The following is a 17202-nucleotide window of genomic DNA, read 5'->3' on the forward strand; positions in this document are numbered from 1 at the left end:
CCCGTGATAAGCGGGATTCGCCTTTTTGGCAGTTCGCCAAATGTTATTTGCGGTCTCATGCTGCCTAGACAAGGGACCGGCCCCGCCGACAGGAAATCTTACGCCGTCCTGCGGACCGACGAGAACTGCTGAAGAATTGCCTGCCCGAGGACGGGGCTCCTGCCGGCTACTCCCCCGCTGCAGGAGTCTGCGCCGCCGCAGCGGCTTCCGCCTTGGCGAACTGCGTCCGGTACAGCCGCGCGTACAAGCCGTCCAGAGCGAGCAGCTCGAGGTGGTGCCCCGTCTCTGCGACGCGTCCGTTCTCGAGCACAACGATGCGGTCCGCGGATAAAATCGTCGACAGGCGGTGTGCGATGACGAGCGTCGTGCGGCCTTGCATCAGCTTGTCGAGCGCCGCCTGGACGTAAGCCTCCGACTCCGAGTCCAGGTGCGACGTCGCTTCGTCGAGAATGAGGATGCGCGGATTTTTCAGAATCGCCCGCGCAATGGCAAGACGCTGCCGCTCTCCGCCGGAGAGCCGGTGGCCGCGTTCGCCCACCGTCGTATCATAGCCTTCCGGCAGCGCGGCGATGACGTCATGGATGTAAGCCTGCCGGCAAGCCTCCTCGATTTCCTCCCGTGAGGCGTCCTGCCTGGCGAAGCTCAGATTCTCCAGCACCGAGGCATGGAACAGGAACGACTCCTGTGTGACGAACGCCACCTGCCGCCGCAGACTCTCCAGCGTGATGCCGCGCAAATCGCGGCCGTCGACCGAAACGACCCCTTCGGTCGGATCGTACAAGCGGGCCAGCATCCCGATCAGCGTCGATTTGCCCGCGCCGCTAGGCCCGACAATGGCGACCATCTCGCCGGGCTCCGCCCGGAAGCTAACGCCGCGGAGCGCATACAGCCCCGGCTGGTACGCATAGCTGACATTGCGGTATTCCACAAGCCCTGCCGTCGTCGGGAGCGAAAGCGCTTGCGGCGCATCGGACACCTCCGGCTCCAGATCGGCGTACTCGAACAGCCGCTGAAATACGCCCAGCGCCGTGCCGACCTCGACATGCAGGTTAAGCAGTGTGCCTACCGGACCGTACAAACGGCCGAGATAAGCCGTAAACGCCACGATGCTTCCAAGACTCATCGAGCCTTCGATCACATTCCATCCGCCGTACAAATAAATGAGCGCCGTTCCCAGCGGTCCGAGCACGCCCAGCGCCATGCCATACCAACGACCTACCAGATTCAGCCGGAGCTCCAGGTCCATGACCCTCTGGTTGAGTCCCGTGAATTGCTTCTGCTGATAGGGCTCCTGTTGGAAAATCCGCGTCAGCAGCGCTCCCGATACGCCGAAGATTTCGCCGAGCTGCGCCGACATATCTCCGCGAACCCGCTGCGTCTCGCCCCGGAGCCGCTTGCGAACCTCGGATACTTTCCGTACCGGCAAAATAAACAGCGGCAAAATGATCGTCGATAGGATCGCCAGCCGCCAGTCCAGCCAGAAGAGAATCGCCACGCTCGTCAGAACGATGACCGATTGCGTCACGGCGGAAACGACGAGCGTCGTGACCACATTTTGCACCGCTTGCACGTCGCCTGTCAGGCGCTGAATGATTTCTCCGGACTTCGCGTCCGTGAAGAAGCTCATCGACTGCCGCTGCAGATTAGCGAACAGCGACTGCCGCAAATCCCGCATGACGCCCTGGGCTACCTTCGTATTCTCGTGATTCTGCCAGATGCCGAGCAGTCCGCTGATCACGGGCAGCGCCACCATGAGCACCACCAGGTACAGCAGCTGCGCTTTGTCCTTATTCGCGAGCGCCTTGTCAATGATTTCTTTCATGACCAAGGGCGGGAACAGCCCGATCACCGCACTCAGTAGCGCCAACAGAAGAATCGCGCCGAGCTGCCAGCGGTAGCCGTTAAACAACCGGTAAATCCGCTTCAGCGATACGTCTCCAAGCTTCGCTCTTCCTCTGGTTTGAAGCGCATGCCTGCCGCCTCCGCCGGAGCCTTCGCCCCAACGCATGCCTCCGTCTCTCATTGCGCTTCTTCCCCCCGATCCCGATTCCGTTCGAGGCCGGCCGGCGCCTCTATAGGAAAGGCTCCGAGGATGGCTTCGACGATCTCGCGCGCCATCGTCATCACCCGATAGAGCGAGGTGCTCTGCAAAATCGCATACTTCTGCCCCGCGTCCACATTGACGATGGCGGCAATCGAGTAGTCTCCGACCTGCGGCAGCTGCTTGCCTACCGATTTCCCCGGCTCAAGCGGCCGGTTAGATACTTGATACCAGCCGAGAGAAGACGATTGGCCGAGGCACGCGTCAATGGCAATGACCCTTCGTCCGCCCGGCATCGTCAGCAGCCTCTCCCGCATATTGCTTGCATCGAACGGATAGGCCAGCGTTCCGATCACCTCCGGATACCCAGCTTCCTCCAGCATGGTGCCAACCAGCGGTCCGAGCGCATCGCCGGTGGAACGGTCCGTTCCGATGCACAGAAACAGCAGCTCCTCCGCCCGAACCCCTCCCTCCCGGATATGGCGAAGAAATTCCGGAAGCTCCGTTCCTTTGATTTTCTTGCGGTACAACGGCACCGGCTGACTTCCTGTCATCCGTTCATCCCCTTTCCTCAGCCTAGCTTTCCCTCCATTGTAGCATACCGCCGGATTTGTTGTCTTTGCATACGGCATGCTATAATTTCAAATAAAGAACAGGCTGCGGCGACCGTCATTTTCGCTCATACGTAAGGGGGCTAGCCCGATGCGCTTTATCGAGGTCTGGGCGCTGATATCGCTGACCTACTGGGTTCTCATGCTTGCCGATACACTTCGCGCCAGGCAGTGGATGCTGAAGCTGCCGGCTTCGGACCCGGGCAAGACGGACTCTGAACAACCGATTGTCTCCGTCATCATAGCGGCCAAGGAAGAAGAGGCTTCCATCGCCGATACCGTGAAGCATCTGCTGAACCAATCCTACCCCCGCGTGGAAATCATCGCCGTGAACGACCGGTCCAAGGACGCTACCGGACGCAAGCTGGACGAGCTCCGCCGCTGGTCCGAGGGCAAACGGGACATTCCGATTCCGCTGCGCATCATTCATATTACTTCGCTCCCCTCCGGCTGGCTCGGCAAAAACCACGCGCTCTACCAAGGCTATCTTCAGGCGCGAGGCTCCTATCTGCTGTTCACCGATGCGGACATCCGCTTCGAGCCGGACACGATCAGGGACGCCGTGCAATATATGCAGCAGCAGCATGCGGATCACTTGACGCTGGCTCCGCGAATGATTTCCCGGGGCTTCTGGCTGAAGGCGTTCGTACAATTCTTCTTCTTCACCTTCAGCTTGTACGTCCGGCCTTGGCGGGCCAACGACGATTTCCAGCACAAGCACGGCATGGGCGTCGGCGCATTCAATATGCTGACTCGCCACGCTTACGAGCGAATCGGCACCCACCGGGCCATCGCCCTCCGTCCTGACGACGATTTGCAGCTTGGCATGCTGGTGAAGCAGGCCCGGCTCCGCCAGCGTTTGGCTGCAGGCACCGACCACATTGCCGTAGAGTGGTATCCCTCTCTGCGGGAAGCGGTTCGCGGCCTCGAGAAGAACATGTTCTCCGGCTTCGGCTACCGGATCAGCGTCGCGCTTCTCGGTGCGGTCGGACTGCTCGGCTTATTCTTGTTCCCGGTCATCGGCATGCTGACGCTCGGAGGCTGGACCGCATGGGCCTTCGGCCTCTCGGCCGTGCTCCTGGAGACGGTTTACTTCTTACTGATCCGCTCGATCCTGGGCCAGAGCGGCCGCGAGATCCTCGTTTTTCCGGCTACGGCCTGCCTGATGTGCTGGGTCGTCCTACGCTCGGTGTGGCTGACGCTTCGTCAAGGGGGCATCTACTGGCGCGGCACCTTTTATTCGTTGAAGGAGCTTAAACGGATGAAGCAGGCCTCTTCATAAAACCTTAACACCGGAACGCGGGCGGATAAGTTACTATGATAGATAGAGAGACAAATTCGGCTATTCTTCGATCTTAAAGGGAGTGAAACGGGAAATGAACTTTACCCAAAAGCAATGGAAATATGCGCTCACTAGCATGCTTCTTACGTTTTTCCTGATCGTTGCATATCAGGGCATGCAGATCTTTCATTAATATGCTGGCGGCCTTGCTCCGAAGGCCGCAGCAAGGCCAAGAAGACGAACACATTGGTGTTCGTCTTCTTGGTTTTTGCAGGCTGTAGAGAAACCAATGAAATAGAGAAATCTGCGTTGGTACCCCGGTGTGATATCCCCCTCCGGCCGCTGTTGTTATCGGAAAATTTTCAATTGATACGCTTTGCAGCGGTCATTTTCCGATAACAAAGGCGGGCGCTATCGCTCCTACAGGGGATACCCCACCTACCTTTTGCATTTTTCTGAATCTCCGGGTTTCTCTTCAATCTGGCAGGACCAAAGAAAACACATTGGTGTTCGTCTTCTTGGTCTTTGGACTCTGTTAAACTTCAGTTTCCGTTGCGAAGGACGGCTTCACCAAGGGGCAGCCCTCAGCCGACTCGGCCCCAGGCAAATATAGCGAGAGCTTACGCATGAAATAGCAGCTCTCGGGCAGATGGTGTTCCAGAAAGCGTAGCGTCGTTCGCGTCAGCACTTTCGCCTCCTGGTAACGGGCGATCACCCGCTGAACATAATCGTAGAACTCCTTCACAAGAGTCAGCACCTCCCCGGCGAACTGCTGCTGAGCAGGAAAGCCCGACGGGGTAAAGCGTTCGTACGATTTCATCTCCCTGTTCTTCACCATCATCCCCTGGAACGCCTCCGCGTAAGCGTCCGCCTGCGCCGACAGCCTCAGCTCGACCGGGTCAAGCACATTGCGAAGCAGCACGGCATGGCCCAGCTGATCCTCCAGCCACAGGTCCAGCAGCGCCGTCAACGGCAGCTCCACCGGCCGTTCGCCGCGGCGGTAAAAGGACAGCAGTCTGAGGTATTCCTGATTCTCGTTCAAGGTGCCGTTGAAGTAGGTCGGCGTCAGGTTCACGTTCACGCAGTTCCACAGCCGCAGGCTCTGCATGCGTCCTTCCAGCCGGAAGTAGCCGGCTACGGCGGGATATACCGCCCCGCTCACTTCCTTCATCTCCGGAGAGCCCTCGGTCAGCCCCGGATCCAGAAGCTCCAGCCGCCTTACGGCTTCCCGGAAGGCACGGATGTAATCGGCAGCCTGCCGAATCCATTCCTGTTCCTGGGGCGCCAAATGGTCATGCAGGAAGATGGCGTGATCCTCCAGTACCTCCAGCCAGAACAGATGCTCTTCATATGGACTCAATTTCCCGTAACCTTTAGCCCTTGCCCCCATCGAATCCAACGCTTCCATACGAATCCAGTCCTCCCCGGTGGACGTATGGAACCAATGTATGACAGCCTCGCCCGTTTCATGACAGGTAAGTCCGTCCCAGCTCCCGTGAAAACGGCCCCCGGCCGCGTATCGGCATTTATCGATCCGCGGTCCGGCTGCGCCTATCCGGCATGCCTATCGGACTTGCTTCGGCTGCTGCGTGTTGGAGTCGACGACGTCGACGCTTTGCTGCATTTGCCCGAGCTGATCCTGAACCTGCGTCAGCTCCAGATGGTGATGGTCGTTATCCTTCGCATCCAGCTGACTCTGCGCCTTGTGCAGCGCATGCTGCGCCGCTTCCAGCTCCGCCAGCGCCGCTCTCAGCTGATTGGGATCGGATTGTACCTGCGCATGCCGCACGGCCATCTCCGCATCCTTGGCGATTTGCATCGCTTTCTCCGCATTGTCGATCACATGGCGCAGCGGCATTTGATGCTGATTTACTTCGGTCATAGTCAAGCATCTCCCTTGTGCATTTCTTGGGATGGTTCCCAGCAATTCAATTCTTAAGATGCACAACAAAGGAACGCCTCATTCCTGCCGGCCGTGCCAAAATGAAACGGACCCCGAAGCATCGGAGTCCGTAAGACGGCTTATTTTCTCTCATACGTGACAAAGGTATAATCGTAAGGATTTTTTTCGTCCTTTACGCCCGGTTCACGCGATACCGCAATCCACTCGCCCGCATCGATCTCCGGGAAAAATACTTCCGCATCGAACGTATGGGCAATCTCCGTAACATACATCCGGTCCGCATAAGGAATTAGCAGCTTGAAAATTTCGGCTCCGCCGATCACGAAGAGCTCTTCGTCCCGGTGGGGTCCGGTCTGGCCGTACAGCTCGGCAGTCTCCTCCGGAGAATGAAGCACCTCGACGCCTTCGGCGGCAAAGCTTCTATCCCGTGTGAGCACTACGTTGTGCCGCTTCGGGAGCGGCTTGCCGATGGAATCGTACGTCTTGCGCCCCATCAGAATCGTATGGCCCGTTGTTTTCTTGCGGAAGTACGCCAGGTCGGCCGGCAAATGCCACGGCAGCCGGTTATTGGTCCCGATGCCCCGGGACTGGTCCATGGCAACGATATAGGAAATGGTCATCGGCAATCGTCCTTTGGCTTTAGAATTTAAACGGCAATCGGAGCTTTTATGGAAGGATGACTTTGGTAGCCGACGATTTCAAAATCCTCATACTTGTAATCGAACAGCGAATCGGGCTTGCGCTTGATGACCAGCTGCGGCGAAGCGTAAGGCTCCCGGGTCAGCTGCAGCTTCACCTGCTCCACATGGTTGGAGTAGATGTGCACGTCGCCGCCGGTCCATACAAGCTCTCCTGGCTCCAAACCGCATTGCTGCGCCATCATATGGGTCAGGAAGGCATAGCTGGCAATATTGAACGGCAGCCCCAGGAACGTATCGACGGACCGCATCTGAAACATGCAGGACAGCTTGCCGTTCGCTACATAGAATTGAAAAGCGTAATGACACGGCGGCAGCGCCATCCGGTCCACTTCGGCAGGGTTCCAGGCGACGACCAGATGGCGTCGGGAATCAGGGTTCGTCTTGATCTGCCCGACCACCTGCGCCAGCTGATCGATATGCCGTCCGTCCGGCGCCGGCCAGGAGCGCCACTGCGAGCCGTAGACGGGTCCGAGGTCGCCGTTTTCGTCCGCCCATTCGTCCCAGATCGAGACGCCGTTTTCCTTCAAATAACCGATATTCGTATCCCCGCTGATAAACCACAACAATTCATGAAGGATCGAGCGGATATGGAGCTTCTTGGTCGTGAGGAGCGGGAAGCCCTGGGCCAAATCGAAGCGAAGCTGCCTGCCGAATACGGAGATCGTGCCCGTGCCGGTCCGGTCCCCCTTCGCCACCCCGTGATCCATAATATCTTGCAATAAGTCCAGATAAGCTTTCATGCGCGAGCCACCTCAAAATTATGACGTTACGCCGCTGCAGAACAAGCAGCAGCCTCTTCTTATTCCTACATTATAGCAGAGGCGCCATCATTACGGAACGATAGAGGTTAAGCCCATTGGGCGGTTAAAGGATTTCCTGTTTTACCCGAATATATACCGTCGTCAATAAAAAAGCAGGTTCACATCAACACGGTGACCTGCCTCTTCATCCTGTTATATGCGTACCGTTTTCCACTTTCCCCGCTTGAATCTCGCATAAATCAGGATCGACCGGATAAATTGGTCGGCAGCAGCCGCCACCCAAATCCCCGCAATATCCCAGTGCAGCCCATACACGAATAGGAGGCTGAGCAGCACGCGGAAGCCCCAGACACCGATGAAGGTGGAATACAGCGGGTAGCGAGTGTCTCCCGCGCCGCGCAGCGCGCCGCCCAGGATGAACTGCGTCGCCTGGGAGACCTGGATGCAGCCCATGATCCTCAGGCCTACGGCCCCTTTTTGAATCACATTCGGTTCCGGTGTATACATCATCATCATATAAGGAGCGAACAGGATGAAGACGATGCCCATGAGACCCGCCACGATCATCCCGATCTTGCGCACCTGCCAGCCGTAATTCTCCGCAAGCTCCGGCTTGCCGGCTCCCAAGGCTTGCCCGACCAGCGTCGAGGCGGCGATGGAGAACGCCATTCCCGGCATGAACGTCAGCCCGAAGACATTGAAGGCGATCTGAGTGGCCGCCAGCGCAATCGTGCCGAGGCTCGCCGCCACCTTCACGAACACGAGCATGCCTAGGCGCATAATGATTTGCTCCACCGCCGTAGGCAGCCCGATCTTCAGAATTCTGCCGATCATGGCGCGGTCCGGCTTCAACAGCCCTTCCTTTGAAAGCTGCACCGCATACTTTCCGCTGAACAGCACCCCGGTTACCCACAGCATCGAGATGAACTGCGAGACGATGGTCGCGACCGCCGCTCCCGTCACGCCCATGGCCGGGAGACTGAACAAGCCGTAGATAAGCGGGAACCCTATCGCCACGACCAGCAGGTTCGACAGCACGTTGATTTTCATCGGCGTGCGGGTATCCCCCGCCCCTCGCAGGATGGCCGTCAGCGCCATCGAGATCGCGTTGAAGCCGATCGACAAGAAGAGGATCCGGGCATAATTCAGACCGATCCCCATCACTTCCTCTGTCGCACCCATCAGACGGAGCAGGTCCTTCGCATAGAAGAAGCCTCCCGCGGCAATGACGGCCGACAGCAGGACGTTCAAAGCGAACGCCTGCGCCGCCGCCCGGTTCGCCTCTGCCAGTTGGCCCGCGCCGACCGAACGGGCCACGATGACCGTCGTGCCGACATTCAGCGTCATGAAGACGGCGATCAGCAGGAAGTACGGCTGGCTCGCCAGGCCTACCGCTGCAACCGCTTCCGGTCCGACCCGGCCGACCAGAATCATGTTCAGCATCTGCATGAAATTGATCAGCAGCATCTCGACCAGCGAAGGGCCTGCAAGCTGCAGAATCGTTTTGCGGACGGCCTTCAAATCCCGGGGATCCGCCAGAGATACACCGGCGCCTGCCGCTACCGCTCCTCCGGCGGCCGAAGGATGATGCCGTTTCGTTTGCCTGCTTCCATTCATCTGCACACCCGCTTCCTATTCCGACTGAATCGCGAGAACAAAAACAGGCTGCCGCCTGCAGCCTGCTCCAACCTTTACCATCCATTATTTATCTTATTTGGCCGTTCCGTCAACCATGACATTTGGATCATATTCCCATTAAGCCATCACTTCCCACATATTCTCACTGACCTCGTAAGCGGTTTTCTCCGCCTCCAGGCTGCGGATGATGTCCTCGACCACTTCCTCCATCAGGGATAGATGCCCCTGTACCGACGCTCCCGCGATATGCGGAGTCAGCAGCACGTTCGGCAACGACCGGAGCGGATGCTCCGGCGCCAGCGGCTCCTTCTCGAACACGTCGAGCGCCGCGAAGAACCGTCCGGTCTGCAGCTTTTCCAGAAACGCCTCCGAATCGAGCACGCTCCCCCGGGAGGAGTTGATGAAGACGGCGCCGTCCGGGATCAAGGCGATCAGCTCGCGCGTCAGCATCCGTTCGGTAGCCGGCAGTTTGGGCGCATGCACCGAGATGATCGGACAGCTCATCACTTCCTCGAGGGTCGCCCTCTGCGCATTGAGGCGCGAGGCCGCTTCCTCCGTCAAATACGGATCGTAGATCAGCACCTTCACGCCGAAGGGCGCGAGCAGCTTGATGAAGGCCCTCGCCGTCGAGCTGGCGGAGATGATGCCTACCGTGCTGCCTGCCAGCTCTCTTCCCTTCAGCCCCTTTTCGCGCCATAGGCCCATCTTCAGATCGGCGTCGAACGTGTTGAGATGGCGCAGCGAGGCCAGAAGCGCCGCCAGGCAGTATTCGCCGACGCTCTGCGCAATCCGGGGGGCGGCGGAGAACACCTTCACCCCGCGGTCGAAAATTTGCCTCGGCACGAGGTTCTTGACCGTTCCCGCCGCATGGCCGATCGCTCGCAGCTTGACGGCCTTCTCCAGCGCCTCGGGCGTCAGCGGCGGCGATCCCCAGGAGGTGATAATCACCTCGGCGTCTTCCACCAAGCCGGCCAGCTCCTCCTTCGTATAATCCCGGCCCGTTTCGTTCCATTTGGTATCGAAATAGCCATTCAGCCTTTGCCTGCAAGCCTGCGAGCATACCTCATTCAGACGTGATTCAGGGGACAGCACCAACGCCTTCAATTTCATGGCAAATTCCTCCTTGAAAGGTTCTAGGATTGAAGCGTGACGACCCGGTTCGTACGCATCGACTCGAAGCAGGCGTCGATTACTTTCATCACATGAATGATTTCCCGGCCCGAGGCCAGCGGCTGCCGCCCTTTCCGGATCGCCCCGGCGAACTCTTCCAGCTGCCAAGTAAAATTCGCGGTCGTCCGCTCGGTCTCGGCGATCTTGTCTCCGTTCAGCAGCAGCTCATATTCATCCTTCAGCTGCATCATCCCGTTCGTGCCGATCAAATAGCGGTCGTAAATGCTGTTCTGCGTCGACCAAATCCGCTTGCCAGTAAGCCCCTCTTCATCCGTCGGGCGGCAGCCGGCATTGAAGGACATGAGCACGTTCGCCATCCGGTCCCCGCCGAAATTCAGCGAGATCGCCACTTCGTCCTCCCCGCTCCAGTTCGGATTGTTGGAATGCCCCTGCGCGTAGACCGATACCGGCAGCCTTCCATAGGCCCAGAGCACGTAATCTAAAATGTGACTGCCCCACAGCGGAATGATGAAGCCGCCGATCTTCGCCTCATCCTTCCACCACTCGGTCGCAGGCTGATCCATGTGCGCCAGCAGCAGCGCGTTGATGTTGATCAATTCGCCGATGTCCCTGCTGCGGACCCGCCGGACCGACTCCATAACAGTCCCAAAGAAACGGCGGCTTTGTCCGACCATCAGCACGGCTCCGCTCGCATCCGCCGCGGCCGCCATCGCCTCCGCCTCCGCGACGTTCATGGCCATCGGCTTCTCGACCAGCACATGCTTGCCGGCGTGCAGCGCCCGGATCGAATACTCCGCATGAAGATCGTGCGGGAGCAGCAGAAGGACTGCGTCGATTCCCGGATCCTTCAGCGCCTCGTCGTACGAGGTATAAGTTCTAACCTGCCCTTCCCACTGCTCCGCTTCCTGACGAAGCTTGGTTTCATCGCGGGATACGAGCGCCGCCAGCTCAATGGCGGACGACAATGCGCGTACGGCGGGCAAATGCGACTTGGACACGCGTCCGAGCCCGACAACGGCAAGCCGTAATTTCTGTTCCATGGCAAGGCTCCTTTCCAGCCTAATTATTTTCCGTTCAGGCAATCCTGGTACGCTTTATTCATCTCTTCGATAATCTTCTGGTAATTGGCATCAGCCTTCAGCTGCTTCACATAGTTGTCCCAGGACTCGATCGGCTCTTTGCCCATAATTTGGAAAGAACCGGACGAAATGCTCGAGCCCGACCCATTCGCTGTGCAGGACGCGTTAATCCAGGTTCATTACTACGGAACCTGGATTCACTACGAGAGCGTCGGCCTTCATGCGGCAGGCCGTAGTGAACCTCCGGGTATATCGTGTGAACCTTAGGTTCACTTGTAGAGAACGGAGGGTCACTACGGCACGCTAATCGGTCGGCAGCCGGATTCCAGGTTCGATACAATGGAACCTGGATTCACTACGAGAGCGCCGGCTAACATACGCCACGCAAAACTACTTATTTTCCGCTCAACTTGTCCTGGATCAGCTTATTCATATCATCATCCGCTTCCCGAAGCGCTGTGTTTAAGTCCTTCTCATCCACAATATACGCGTTGAACGCTTTGGTAAGGACCTTGTCGACATCGCCGTCAGGCAAATAGTTGAACGGCGTCATGACGGCAAATTTCAGTTTGGTCATGGCGAGCAGATTTTTGCCCTTGAATTCATCCATCGCTTTCCCGAATTCCTGCTTGATCTTATCTTCCTTCAGCACGGTGAAGCGGCCGTTGCGCGTCATATCGGTCTGCACTTCCTCGGAAAGAAGCGTATCGAGAACGAGGAACGCCGCATCCTTGACCTTGCTCGGCTCGGTAATCGACATGATGACGGCATCGAGCCGCTGTCCGATTCCGGGGGCCTTGCGGTGCTGAGGATACACGACCATGTCCCAGTTCAGCTGCGGCGCCTGGCGTAAGGAAGTGAGCAGATTGCTGTGGCTCGCGATCATCGCCAGCGTGCCTTCGGTAAACGCCTTCTGGTTCTTGCCGGCATTCGGCGCTTTGAAGTCCCCTTCCGTCAAGCCCCGAATTTTAAACTGCTGCCCCCAGAGGGTGAACGCTTCCTTCCAAGCTTCATTCTGAAGCAGCGATTTATTGGTTTTGAAATCCGCGAAAGGAATGGACAGCTGCTGCTGAATCCGCCCGATGCCGTCAGGGAAGACCCCCCGGTACTGCACGCCGTTGTCCATGCGGGTCAGCTTCTGCGCGAGGCCCGCCACTTCGTCCCAATACATTCCATCCTTCGGATAGGGGACTCCGAATTTATCGAAAATATCCTTGTTGTAAAATAAAGCGAAGGTGTTCGTATACGCCGGCAAACCGGCGATATAATCTTGTCCTCCGGCAATTTTAAGCGTTTCCAGCACTTCGGGGGCAAACCGGGACTGATCGAACTTATACTTCTTCATCAGAGGCTCCATGTTGTACACGAGCTTGTAATCCCTCAGATTGCTGCCCATCGGCCCCGGATAGTTGGATACGATATCCGGAATCTCGCCCGCGGAGATCAAATCTTGCAGCTTTTGGCCTTGCCCTACCCGCTGTGCCGTAATTTGCGGATACTTCTTGCTGACGGGATCGGCGATGTATTTCTTAAATTCATCGTCGTTAAGCCCGCCCATCATGATTTTCACCGTCACGGGATCTTTGCTGAGCACGGGAGCCGTATCGGCGCTCTTGCTATCCTCCGGCGCTTTGGCCCCGCCGCTGCAGCCCGCCATGGAAACGGTACAGCTTAGGGCAACAGCCCATAATAACCCTTTGTTCATTGAAACAACCCCCTTATTTTCATTTAAAAACCGCTGTGCAGATGACCTGATAAGTTACGCAGCAAATGATAGCGCTTTCTATTGTTCACACTCCATCATAACTGGTAATGGAAGGGATAAAAATAATCAAAGTTCAGATGTTTTTATCCTGAATTCAGTCCTTTGTGAAATGGAACTTGTATCCTCTTGGATCATAACCGCGGTTGCCTTGGACCCCTTTCACATGATAAACGGAGTAACATGCTTAAGTATCAGCAGAAGAAGCCGATGGTTCTGACGTCCTATAACTTTTGCAAACTCTCCTATACCTGGCCTTTTGTTTCATGTTGCAACACCTAAAAATTAAGGTACAATGAAACTGCAGTTTCCGAACGCGGAAAAGATTAGGCAAGGAGCCGTGACAGCATGTTAAAGTTAACGATAGACGAACCGGATCGATTGATCAAAGTTGCGCATGCGTTATCCTCGGAAGTCCGCGTTAATATTTTAAAGCTTTTAAATCATCAAAACAAAAATATTGTGGATATTGCAGAAAAATTAAATCTCCCTGTATCAACCGTCGCTTCCAATGTCAAGGTTATGGAGGATGCGGGGATCATTATGACGGAGATCCGGCGCGCTTCGAGAGGAACAATGAAAGTTTGCGCTAGAACGTTTGATGATGTCCACATGAATCTCAATGTGAATGTCGGCTATAATAACCCAAACTGTTACCAAATTGAAATGCCCGTAGGATGTTATACGGATTGCGAGATCCACCCGACGTGCGGGTTGATCACAAATAACGGGATTATAACGCCTGATGACGAACCGTCGGCTTTTTTCAATCCGACACGGATATCCGCTCAACTGATTTGGTTCCGCCGAGGCTACGTTGAGTATAAATTCCCCACTTTGACGGTACCTAACGCCAAAATACAATCCATTCAATTTTCCATGGAGCTGTGTTCGGAAGCGCCGAAATATGATCACAACTGGCCTTCGGATATAACCGTATGGATCAATCATCATGAAATCGGCACATGGACCTGTCCGGGAGATTTCGGTGATCGAAGGGGAAAATTAAACCCTCATTGGTTCCCTGATCATCACACGCAATACGGTTTATTAAAAACCTGGAAGGTAGATCAATCCGGAAGCTATCTTGATGACGTTAAAATATCGGATGTAACTTTAAACGATATTCAACTGGGAATGAATAAATTTATTCAATTTCGAGTAGGCAATAAGCCGAATGCCGAGCATATTGGGGGGATTAACCTTTTTGGAAAAGAGCTCGGCGATCACGATCAGGATATCATCATGAGAATGATTTACACCTAACGGAGCAGATCATCGTTTCTTTTATATTCCAAAGTGATAAGAAGGCCCTTGAGTTATACCTTAGGTGTAACCCAGGGGCTCTTTTTGTCCAATCTCATGAGATAGATTTGATTAATAACGATTAACCATTACAGATATTTTGTAACAAACAAAAATTCAAGAAAAAACCGTTGACACATTAGATATACTTGGGTAATGTTGGATTAATGCAATGTAAGCGAATTCAATTTTAACGGAAGGTAGTGGTAGAACATGTCGTTAATTGAAACCTGTCCGAACGTACAAAATCAAATTCCAAGACCTGAGTATCCAAGGCCTGATTGGCAAAGAAACGACTGGCTGAATTTAAACGGCAGCTGGGATTTTATTTTTGACGGCGAGGATCAAGGCAGGAAGGAAGAATGGTATTTGGCAGGCGGGCCGGCTTTTCCGCAGCGGATCAACGTGCCTTTTTCCTGGGTAAGCCCTCTTTCGGGAATCGGACAAGATGTGAAGGGAATCGCCTGGTACGGCAGAACGATACGATGGAAGCCCCGGCAGCAGGAAAGCCGCATGTTCCTCCGTTTCGGCGCGGTGGATTACCGTTGCGACGTATGGGTCAATCAAATTCTGGTAGGTACGCACGAAGGCGGTTATGGCGCATTCGAATTTGATATTACGGATGAATGGAAGCAGGAAGAAGAGAACCGAATTATAATTCGCGTTCAGGATGATGATGAAGCTTATCAAACTCGCGGAAAGCAAGGCTATGGCGAGCTTCGCGGCATTTGGCAGACGGTTTGGCTGGAATCCCGCCCGCAAAATTATATTGCATCGGCGCGATTCTATACCCGCATCGACGGTTCCGTTGAAGTTGCAGGCACGGTGCAGTCCCATCATTCGGGGAATGCCGTTCTTCGGTTCCTCTTTGATAACGGCGCTGTAGACCATCGCCTTCCGTTGGAGCTGTCCGAAGGGATCAATCCGTTCCGGACCTCCTTTCAAGTCGGTTCCCCGAACCTGTGGAGCACCGAGTCGCCGTATCTCTATGAAGGCACGATAGAACTTGAAAGTGAGTCCGCCATTAATGGAAAAGATACGATCTCGACCTACTTCGGCATTCGCGAGATCGGTACGGCGAAGTTCGACGGACGGGAGCATAAGTGGATTACATTAAACGGAAAGCCGGTATTTCTGAATGGCACGCTGGACCAATCGTTTATCCCGGACGGGTACTTTACGTTCCCAAGCGAAGACTACATTCGGGATGAAATATGGAGACTGAAGCGTCTAGGCTTAAACTTCGTTCGCATTCACATCAAGCCGGAGGAACCGAGTAAGCTTTATTGGGCCGACAAGCTTGGTATGCTAGTGATGGAGGATATGCCTTGTTTTTGGGGTGAACCGGATGAGAGAGCCCGAGATGCCTACGAAAGAGAGGCACAAGAGATCATGCAGCGCGATTTCAACCATCCTTCGATCATTGCCTGGGTTGTCTTCAATGAAACTTGGGGCCTGTTCACGAAAGCGGCGGAAGGCAAAAGAAAATATCTCCCGGAAACACAAGAATGGGTGCGCTCCGTCTACAAATGGGCGAAGCAGGAAGACGCGACAAGGCTTGTCGAGGATAATTCCCCCTGCAATTATGACCATGTAGAGACCGATTTAAATACTTGGCATTTCTATATCAACGGATACGAAGCCGTCCGTAATCATGTGCAGGAAATAGTGGATAAGACGTTCCCGGGATCTGATTTTAACTACATCGGGGGCAATGTGCAGAGCGACGCTCCCCTCATGAACAGCGAATGCGGAGCTGTATGGGGGATTGAAGGCAGTGCAGGAGACAGCGATCTGGCATGGCATTACCGGTACATGATCAATGAGTTCCGCCGGCATGACAAGATGTGCGGGTTTATTTTCACCGAATTTCATGATGTCATAAACGAATTTAACGGTTATTACAGGATGGACCGTCAGGAGAAGGATTTCGGCTACGGCTCGTTCTTGCCGGACATGAGCTTGCAAGATTTGCATTCGCCTGATTTTATTGTGATCGACGCTCCTCCATGCCGTACGGTAGCGCCGGGCCAAACCGTTGAAGTGCCGCTCTTGGCATCAAGCTACTCCGACCGTTATCACGGACAATCGCTGCAATTGAAGTGGGAATTATCCTACGACAATTTCGGTGTTAAAACGATTGCCGGGACAGAAACGATCTTTATTGAATGGAACGGATACGGGGTACACCCATCGGAACGGCTGCACCTTACGATGCCGCGGTTTGATGCCGTTGCTGATCTTGCCGTATCTTTGCAAACCTTGGGAGGAACGGTCATTACGCGCAACTTCATTACTTTCGATGTGAAAAGCGGTAATCCTAATGGAATCTACGACATGTCTGGTGAGTGGCTAAGCATTTGCCCGGCGGCCTATACATCGTCCCAATGGAAATTTGAATGGAAGGCGCTTGCCGATCATAAAGTGAACGGCGGCCCGACGGGCTTTTTCGAATATGACATCGCTCTGCCTGAGAGCTTGAGTCATGCGTCGGTAAACGAAATCGAAGTGATATTCGAGGCCGGAGCCAAAGCTGTGCTCGGTAAAGATATGGAGATGGTTGCGTTCAAGCCGAGCGATATTTCCTACATGCATGGAGCCAAAATGGATCCGGGCATGAATATCAATTCTTATTTCATGACGGATGAAATATGCCACCCGTCCCATGTCGATGTATCGGTGGATGGGGAACATCTCCGTACAATTTACTTGCAAGACGATCCTGCGGACAGCAGAGGCGTGCTATCGTGGCATTATCAGTCGAATAACCGCAAGCTGGAAGAGGCCGGATCCTACGGTTACCTTCAGCGTATTCGTATCCCTAGCCGTCTGATCCCGTCTATTCTTGAGAAAAACAGCTTTACTTTACGGCTGTCCGTTCCGGACGGCACGCCTGAAGGCGAAGGCGGACTCGCCATATACGGCCGTAATTCGGGACGCTATCCGATTGACATCATCGTTCGCTGGAAGTAAATACTCAAAAAGGGA

General features: G+C 55.1%; 14 protein-coding genes. 3 read left to right on the forward strand and 11 right to left on the reverse strand.

Features of this window, described 5'->3' with window-relative positions; genetic code table 11:
• Positions 1-166: 166 nt before the first annotated feature.
• Both O9H85_RS24640 and yyaC read right to left on the reverse strand, forming a co-directional pair.
• Positions 167-2023: an ABC transporter ATP-binding protein gene (locus tag O9H85_RS24640; RefSeq protein ID WP_269884067.1), complete on the reverse strand. Its 1857-nt coding sequence runs from the start codon at positions 2021-2023 to the stop codon at positions 167-169.
• Positions 2020-2595, reverse strand: a complete 576-nt coding sequence (yyaC, locus tag O9H85_RS24645; RefSeq protein ID WP_269884068.1) for a spore protease YyaC — start codon at positions 2593-2595, stop codon at positions 2020-2022. Before yyaC ends, O9H85_RS24640 begins: the two co-directional genes overlap by 4 nt.
• A gap of 148 nt (positions 2596-2743) precedes the next feature.
• On the opposite strand from yyaC, the gene O9H85_RS24650 reads away from it, so the two are divergent.
• The gene (locus O9H85_RS24650) at positions 2744-3934 is read left to right on the forward strand and encodes a glycosyltransferase family 2 protein (RefSeq protein WP_269884069.1); all 1191 of its coding nucleotides are present in this window, start codon (positions 2744-2746) and stop codon (positions 3932-3934) included.
• A 535-nt stretch (positions 3935-4469) separates the two neighbouring features.
• On the opposite strand, the gene O9H85_RS24655 is transcribed toward O9H85_RS24650, so the two are convergent.
• The 9 genes from O9H85_RS24655 to O9H85_RS24695 all read right to left on the reverse strand — a co-directional run bounded on the left by O9H85_RS24655 (position 4470) and on the right by O9H85_RS24695 (position 12852).
• Positions 4470-5342: a DUF2935 domain-containing protein gene (locus tag O9H85_RS24655; protein ID WP_269884070.1), complete on the reverse strand. Its 873-nt coding sequence runs from the start codon at positions 5340-5342 to the stop codon at positions 4470-4472.
• Positions 5343-5498: 156 nt separating this feature from the next.
• Positions 5499-5816 carry a hypothetical protein gene (locus tag O9H85_RS24660; RefSeq protein WP_269884071.1) on the reverse strand — a complete coding sequence of 106 codons (318 nt, stop codon included), beginning with the start codon at positions 5814-5816 and terminating at the stop codon, positions 5499-5501.
• A 140-nt stretch (positions 5817-5956) separates the two neighbouring features.
• Positions 5957-6457, reverse strand: coding sequence for a dihydrofolate reductase (locus O9H85_RS24665; RefSeq protein WP_269884072.1), 501 nt, complete (start codon positions 6455-6457; stop codon positions 5957-5959).
• Positions 6458-6483: 26 nt separating this feature from the next.
• A complete protein-coding gene (locus O9H85_RS24670) occupies positions 6484-7278 on the reverse strand; it encodes a thymidylate synthase (protein ID WP_269884073.1) in 795 nt (264 codons plus the stop codon).
• A gap of 213 nt (positions 7279-7491) precedes the next feature.
• The gene (locus tag O9H85_RS24675) at positions 7492-8916 is read right to left on the reverse strand and encodes an MATE family efflux transporter (protein ID WP_269884074.1); all 1425 of its coding nucleotides are present in this window, start codon (positions 8914-8916) and stop codon (positions 7492-7494) included.
• Between the two features lie 138 nt (positions 8917-9054).
• Entirely contained in the window at positions 9055-10047 is a 993-nt protein-coding gene (locus O9H85_RS24680) for a hydroxyacid dehydrogenase (protein WP_269884075.1), read from the reverse strand.
• A 23-nt stretch (positions 10048-10070) separates the two neighbouring features.
• Positions 10071-11108 carry a Gfo/Idh/MocA family protein gene (locus tag O9H85_RS24685; RefSeq protein WP_269884076.1) on the reverse strand — a complete coding sequence of 346 codons (1038 nt, stop codon included), beginning with the start codon at positions 11106-11108 and terminating at the stop codon, positions 10071-10073.
• A gap of 23 nt (positions 11109-11131) precedes the next feature.
• Positions 11132-11254 (reverse strand): hypothetical protein, encoded by a 123-nt coding sequence (locus tag O9H85_RS24690; RefSeq protein ID WP_269884077.1) that lies wholly within the window; start codon positions 11252-11254, stop codon positions 11132-11134.
• A 287-nt stretch (positions 11255-11541) separates the two neighbouring features.
• Entirely contained in the window at positions 11542-12852 is a 1311-nt protein-coding gene (locus tag O9H85_RS24695; protein ID WP_269884078.1) for an ABC transporter substrate-binding protein, read from the reverse strand.
• Between the two features lie 405 nt (positions 12853-13257).
• Here O9H85_RS24695 and O9H85_RS24700 point away from each other — a divergent pair, with 405 nt between their 5' ends.
• Positions 13258-14175: an ArsR/SmtB family transcription factor gene (locus tag O9H85_RS24700; RefSeq protein ID WP_269884079.1), complete on the forward strand. Its 918-nt coding sequence runs from the start codon at positions 13258-13260 to the stop codon at positions 14173-14175.
• Positions 14176-14427: 252 nt separating this feature from the next.
• Complete coding sequence (locus O9H85_RS24705; RefSeq protein ID WP_269884080.1) at positions 14428-17187, forward strand: glycoside hydrolase family 2 protein; 2760 nt, start codon at positions 14428-14430, stop codon at positions 17185-17187.
• Positions 17188-17202 lie beyond the last annotated feature (15 nt).

This window comes from Paenibacillus gyeongsangnamensis (assembly GCF_027533625.1).
GTDB lineage: Bacteria > Bacillota > Bacilli > Paenibacillales > NBRC-103111 > Paenibacillus_G > Paenibacillus_G gyeongsangnamensis.

Coding starts and splice junctions, on each gene's coding strand:
- O9H85_RS24640 (WP_269884067.1), bottom strand. CDS start 2,023: ATGAGAGACGGAGGCATGCGTTGGGGCGAAGGCTCCGGCGGAGGCGGC.
- yyaC (WP_269884068.1), bottom strand. CDS start 2,595: ATGACAGGAAGTCAGCCGGTGCCGTTGTACCGCAAGAAAATCAAAGGA.
- O9H85_RS24650 (WP_269884069.1), top strand. CDS start 2,744: ATGCGCTTTATCGAGGTCTGGGCGCTGATATCGCTGACCTACTGGGTT.
- O9H85_RS24655 (WP_269884070.1), bottom strand. CDS start 5,342: ATGGAAGCGTTGGATTCGATGGGGGCAAGGGCTAAAGGTTACGGGAAA.
- O9H85_RS24660 (WP_269884071.1), bottom strand. CDS start 5,816: ATGACCGAAGTAAATCAGCATCAAATGCCGCTGCGCCATGTGATCGAC.
- O9H85_RS24665 (WP_269884072.1), bottom strand. CDS start 6,457: ATGACCATTTCCTATATCGTTGCCATGGACCAGTCCCGGGGCATCGGG.
- O9H85_RS24670 (WP_269884073.1), bottom strand. CDS start 7,278: ATGAAAGCTTATCTGGACTTATTGCAAGATATTATGGATCACGGGGTG.
- O9H85_RS24675 (WP_269884074.1), bottom strand. CDS start 8,916: ATGAATGGAAGCAGGCAAACGAAACGGCATCATCCTTCGGCCGCCGGA.
- O9H85_RS24680 (WP_269884075.1), bottom strand. CDS start 10,047: ATGAAATTGAAGGCGTTGGTGCTGTCCCCTGAATCACGTCTGAATGAG.
- O9H85_RS24685 (WP_269884076.1), bottom strand. CDS start 11,108: ATGGAACAGAAATTACGGCTTGCCGTTGTCGGGCTCGGACGCGTGTCC.
- O9H85_RS24690 (WP_269884077.1), bottom strand. CDS start 11,254: ATGGGCAAAGAGCCGATCGAGTCCTGGGACAACTATGTGAAGCAGCTG.
- O9H85_RS24695 (WP_269884078.1), bottom strand. CDS start 12,852: ATGAACAAAGGGTTATTATGGGCTGTTGCCCTAAGCTGTACCGTTTCC.
- O9H85_RS24700 (WP_269884079.1), top strand. CDS start 13,258: ATGTTAAAGTTAACGATAGACGAACCGGATCGATTGATCAAAGTTGCG.
- O9H85_RS24705 (WP_269884080.1), top strand. CDS start 14,428: ATGTCGTTAATTGAAACCTGTCCGAACGTACAAAATCAAATTCCAAGA.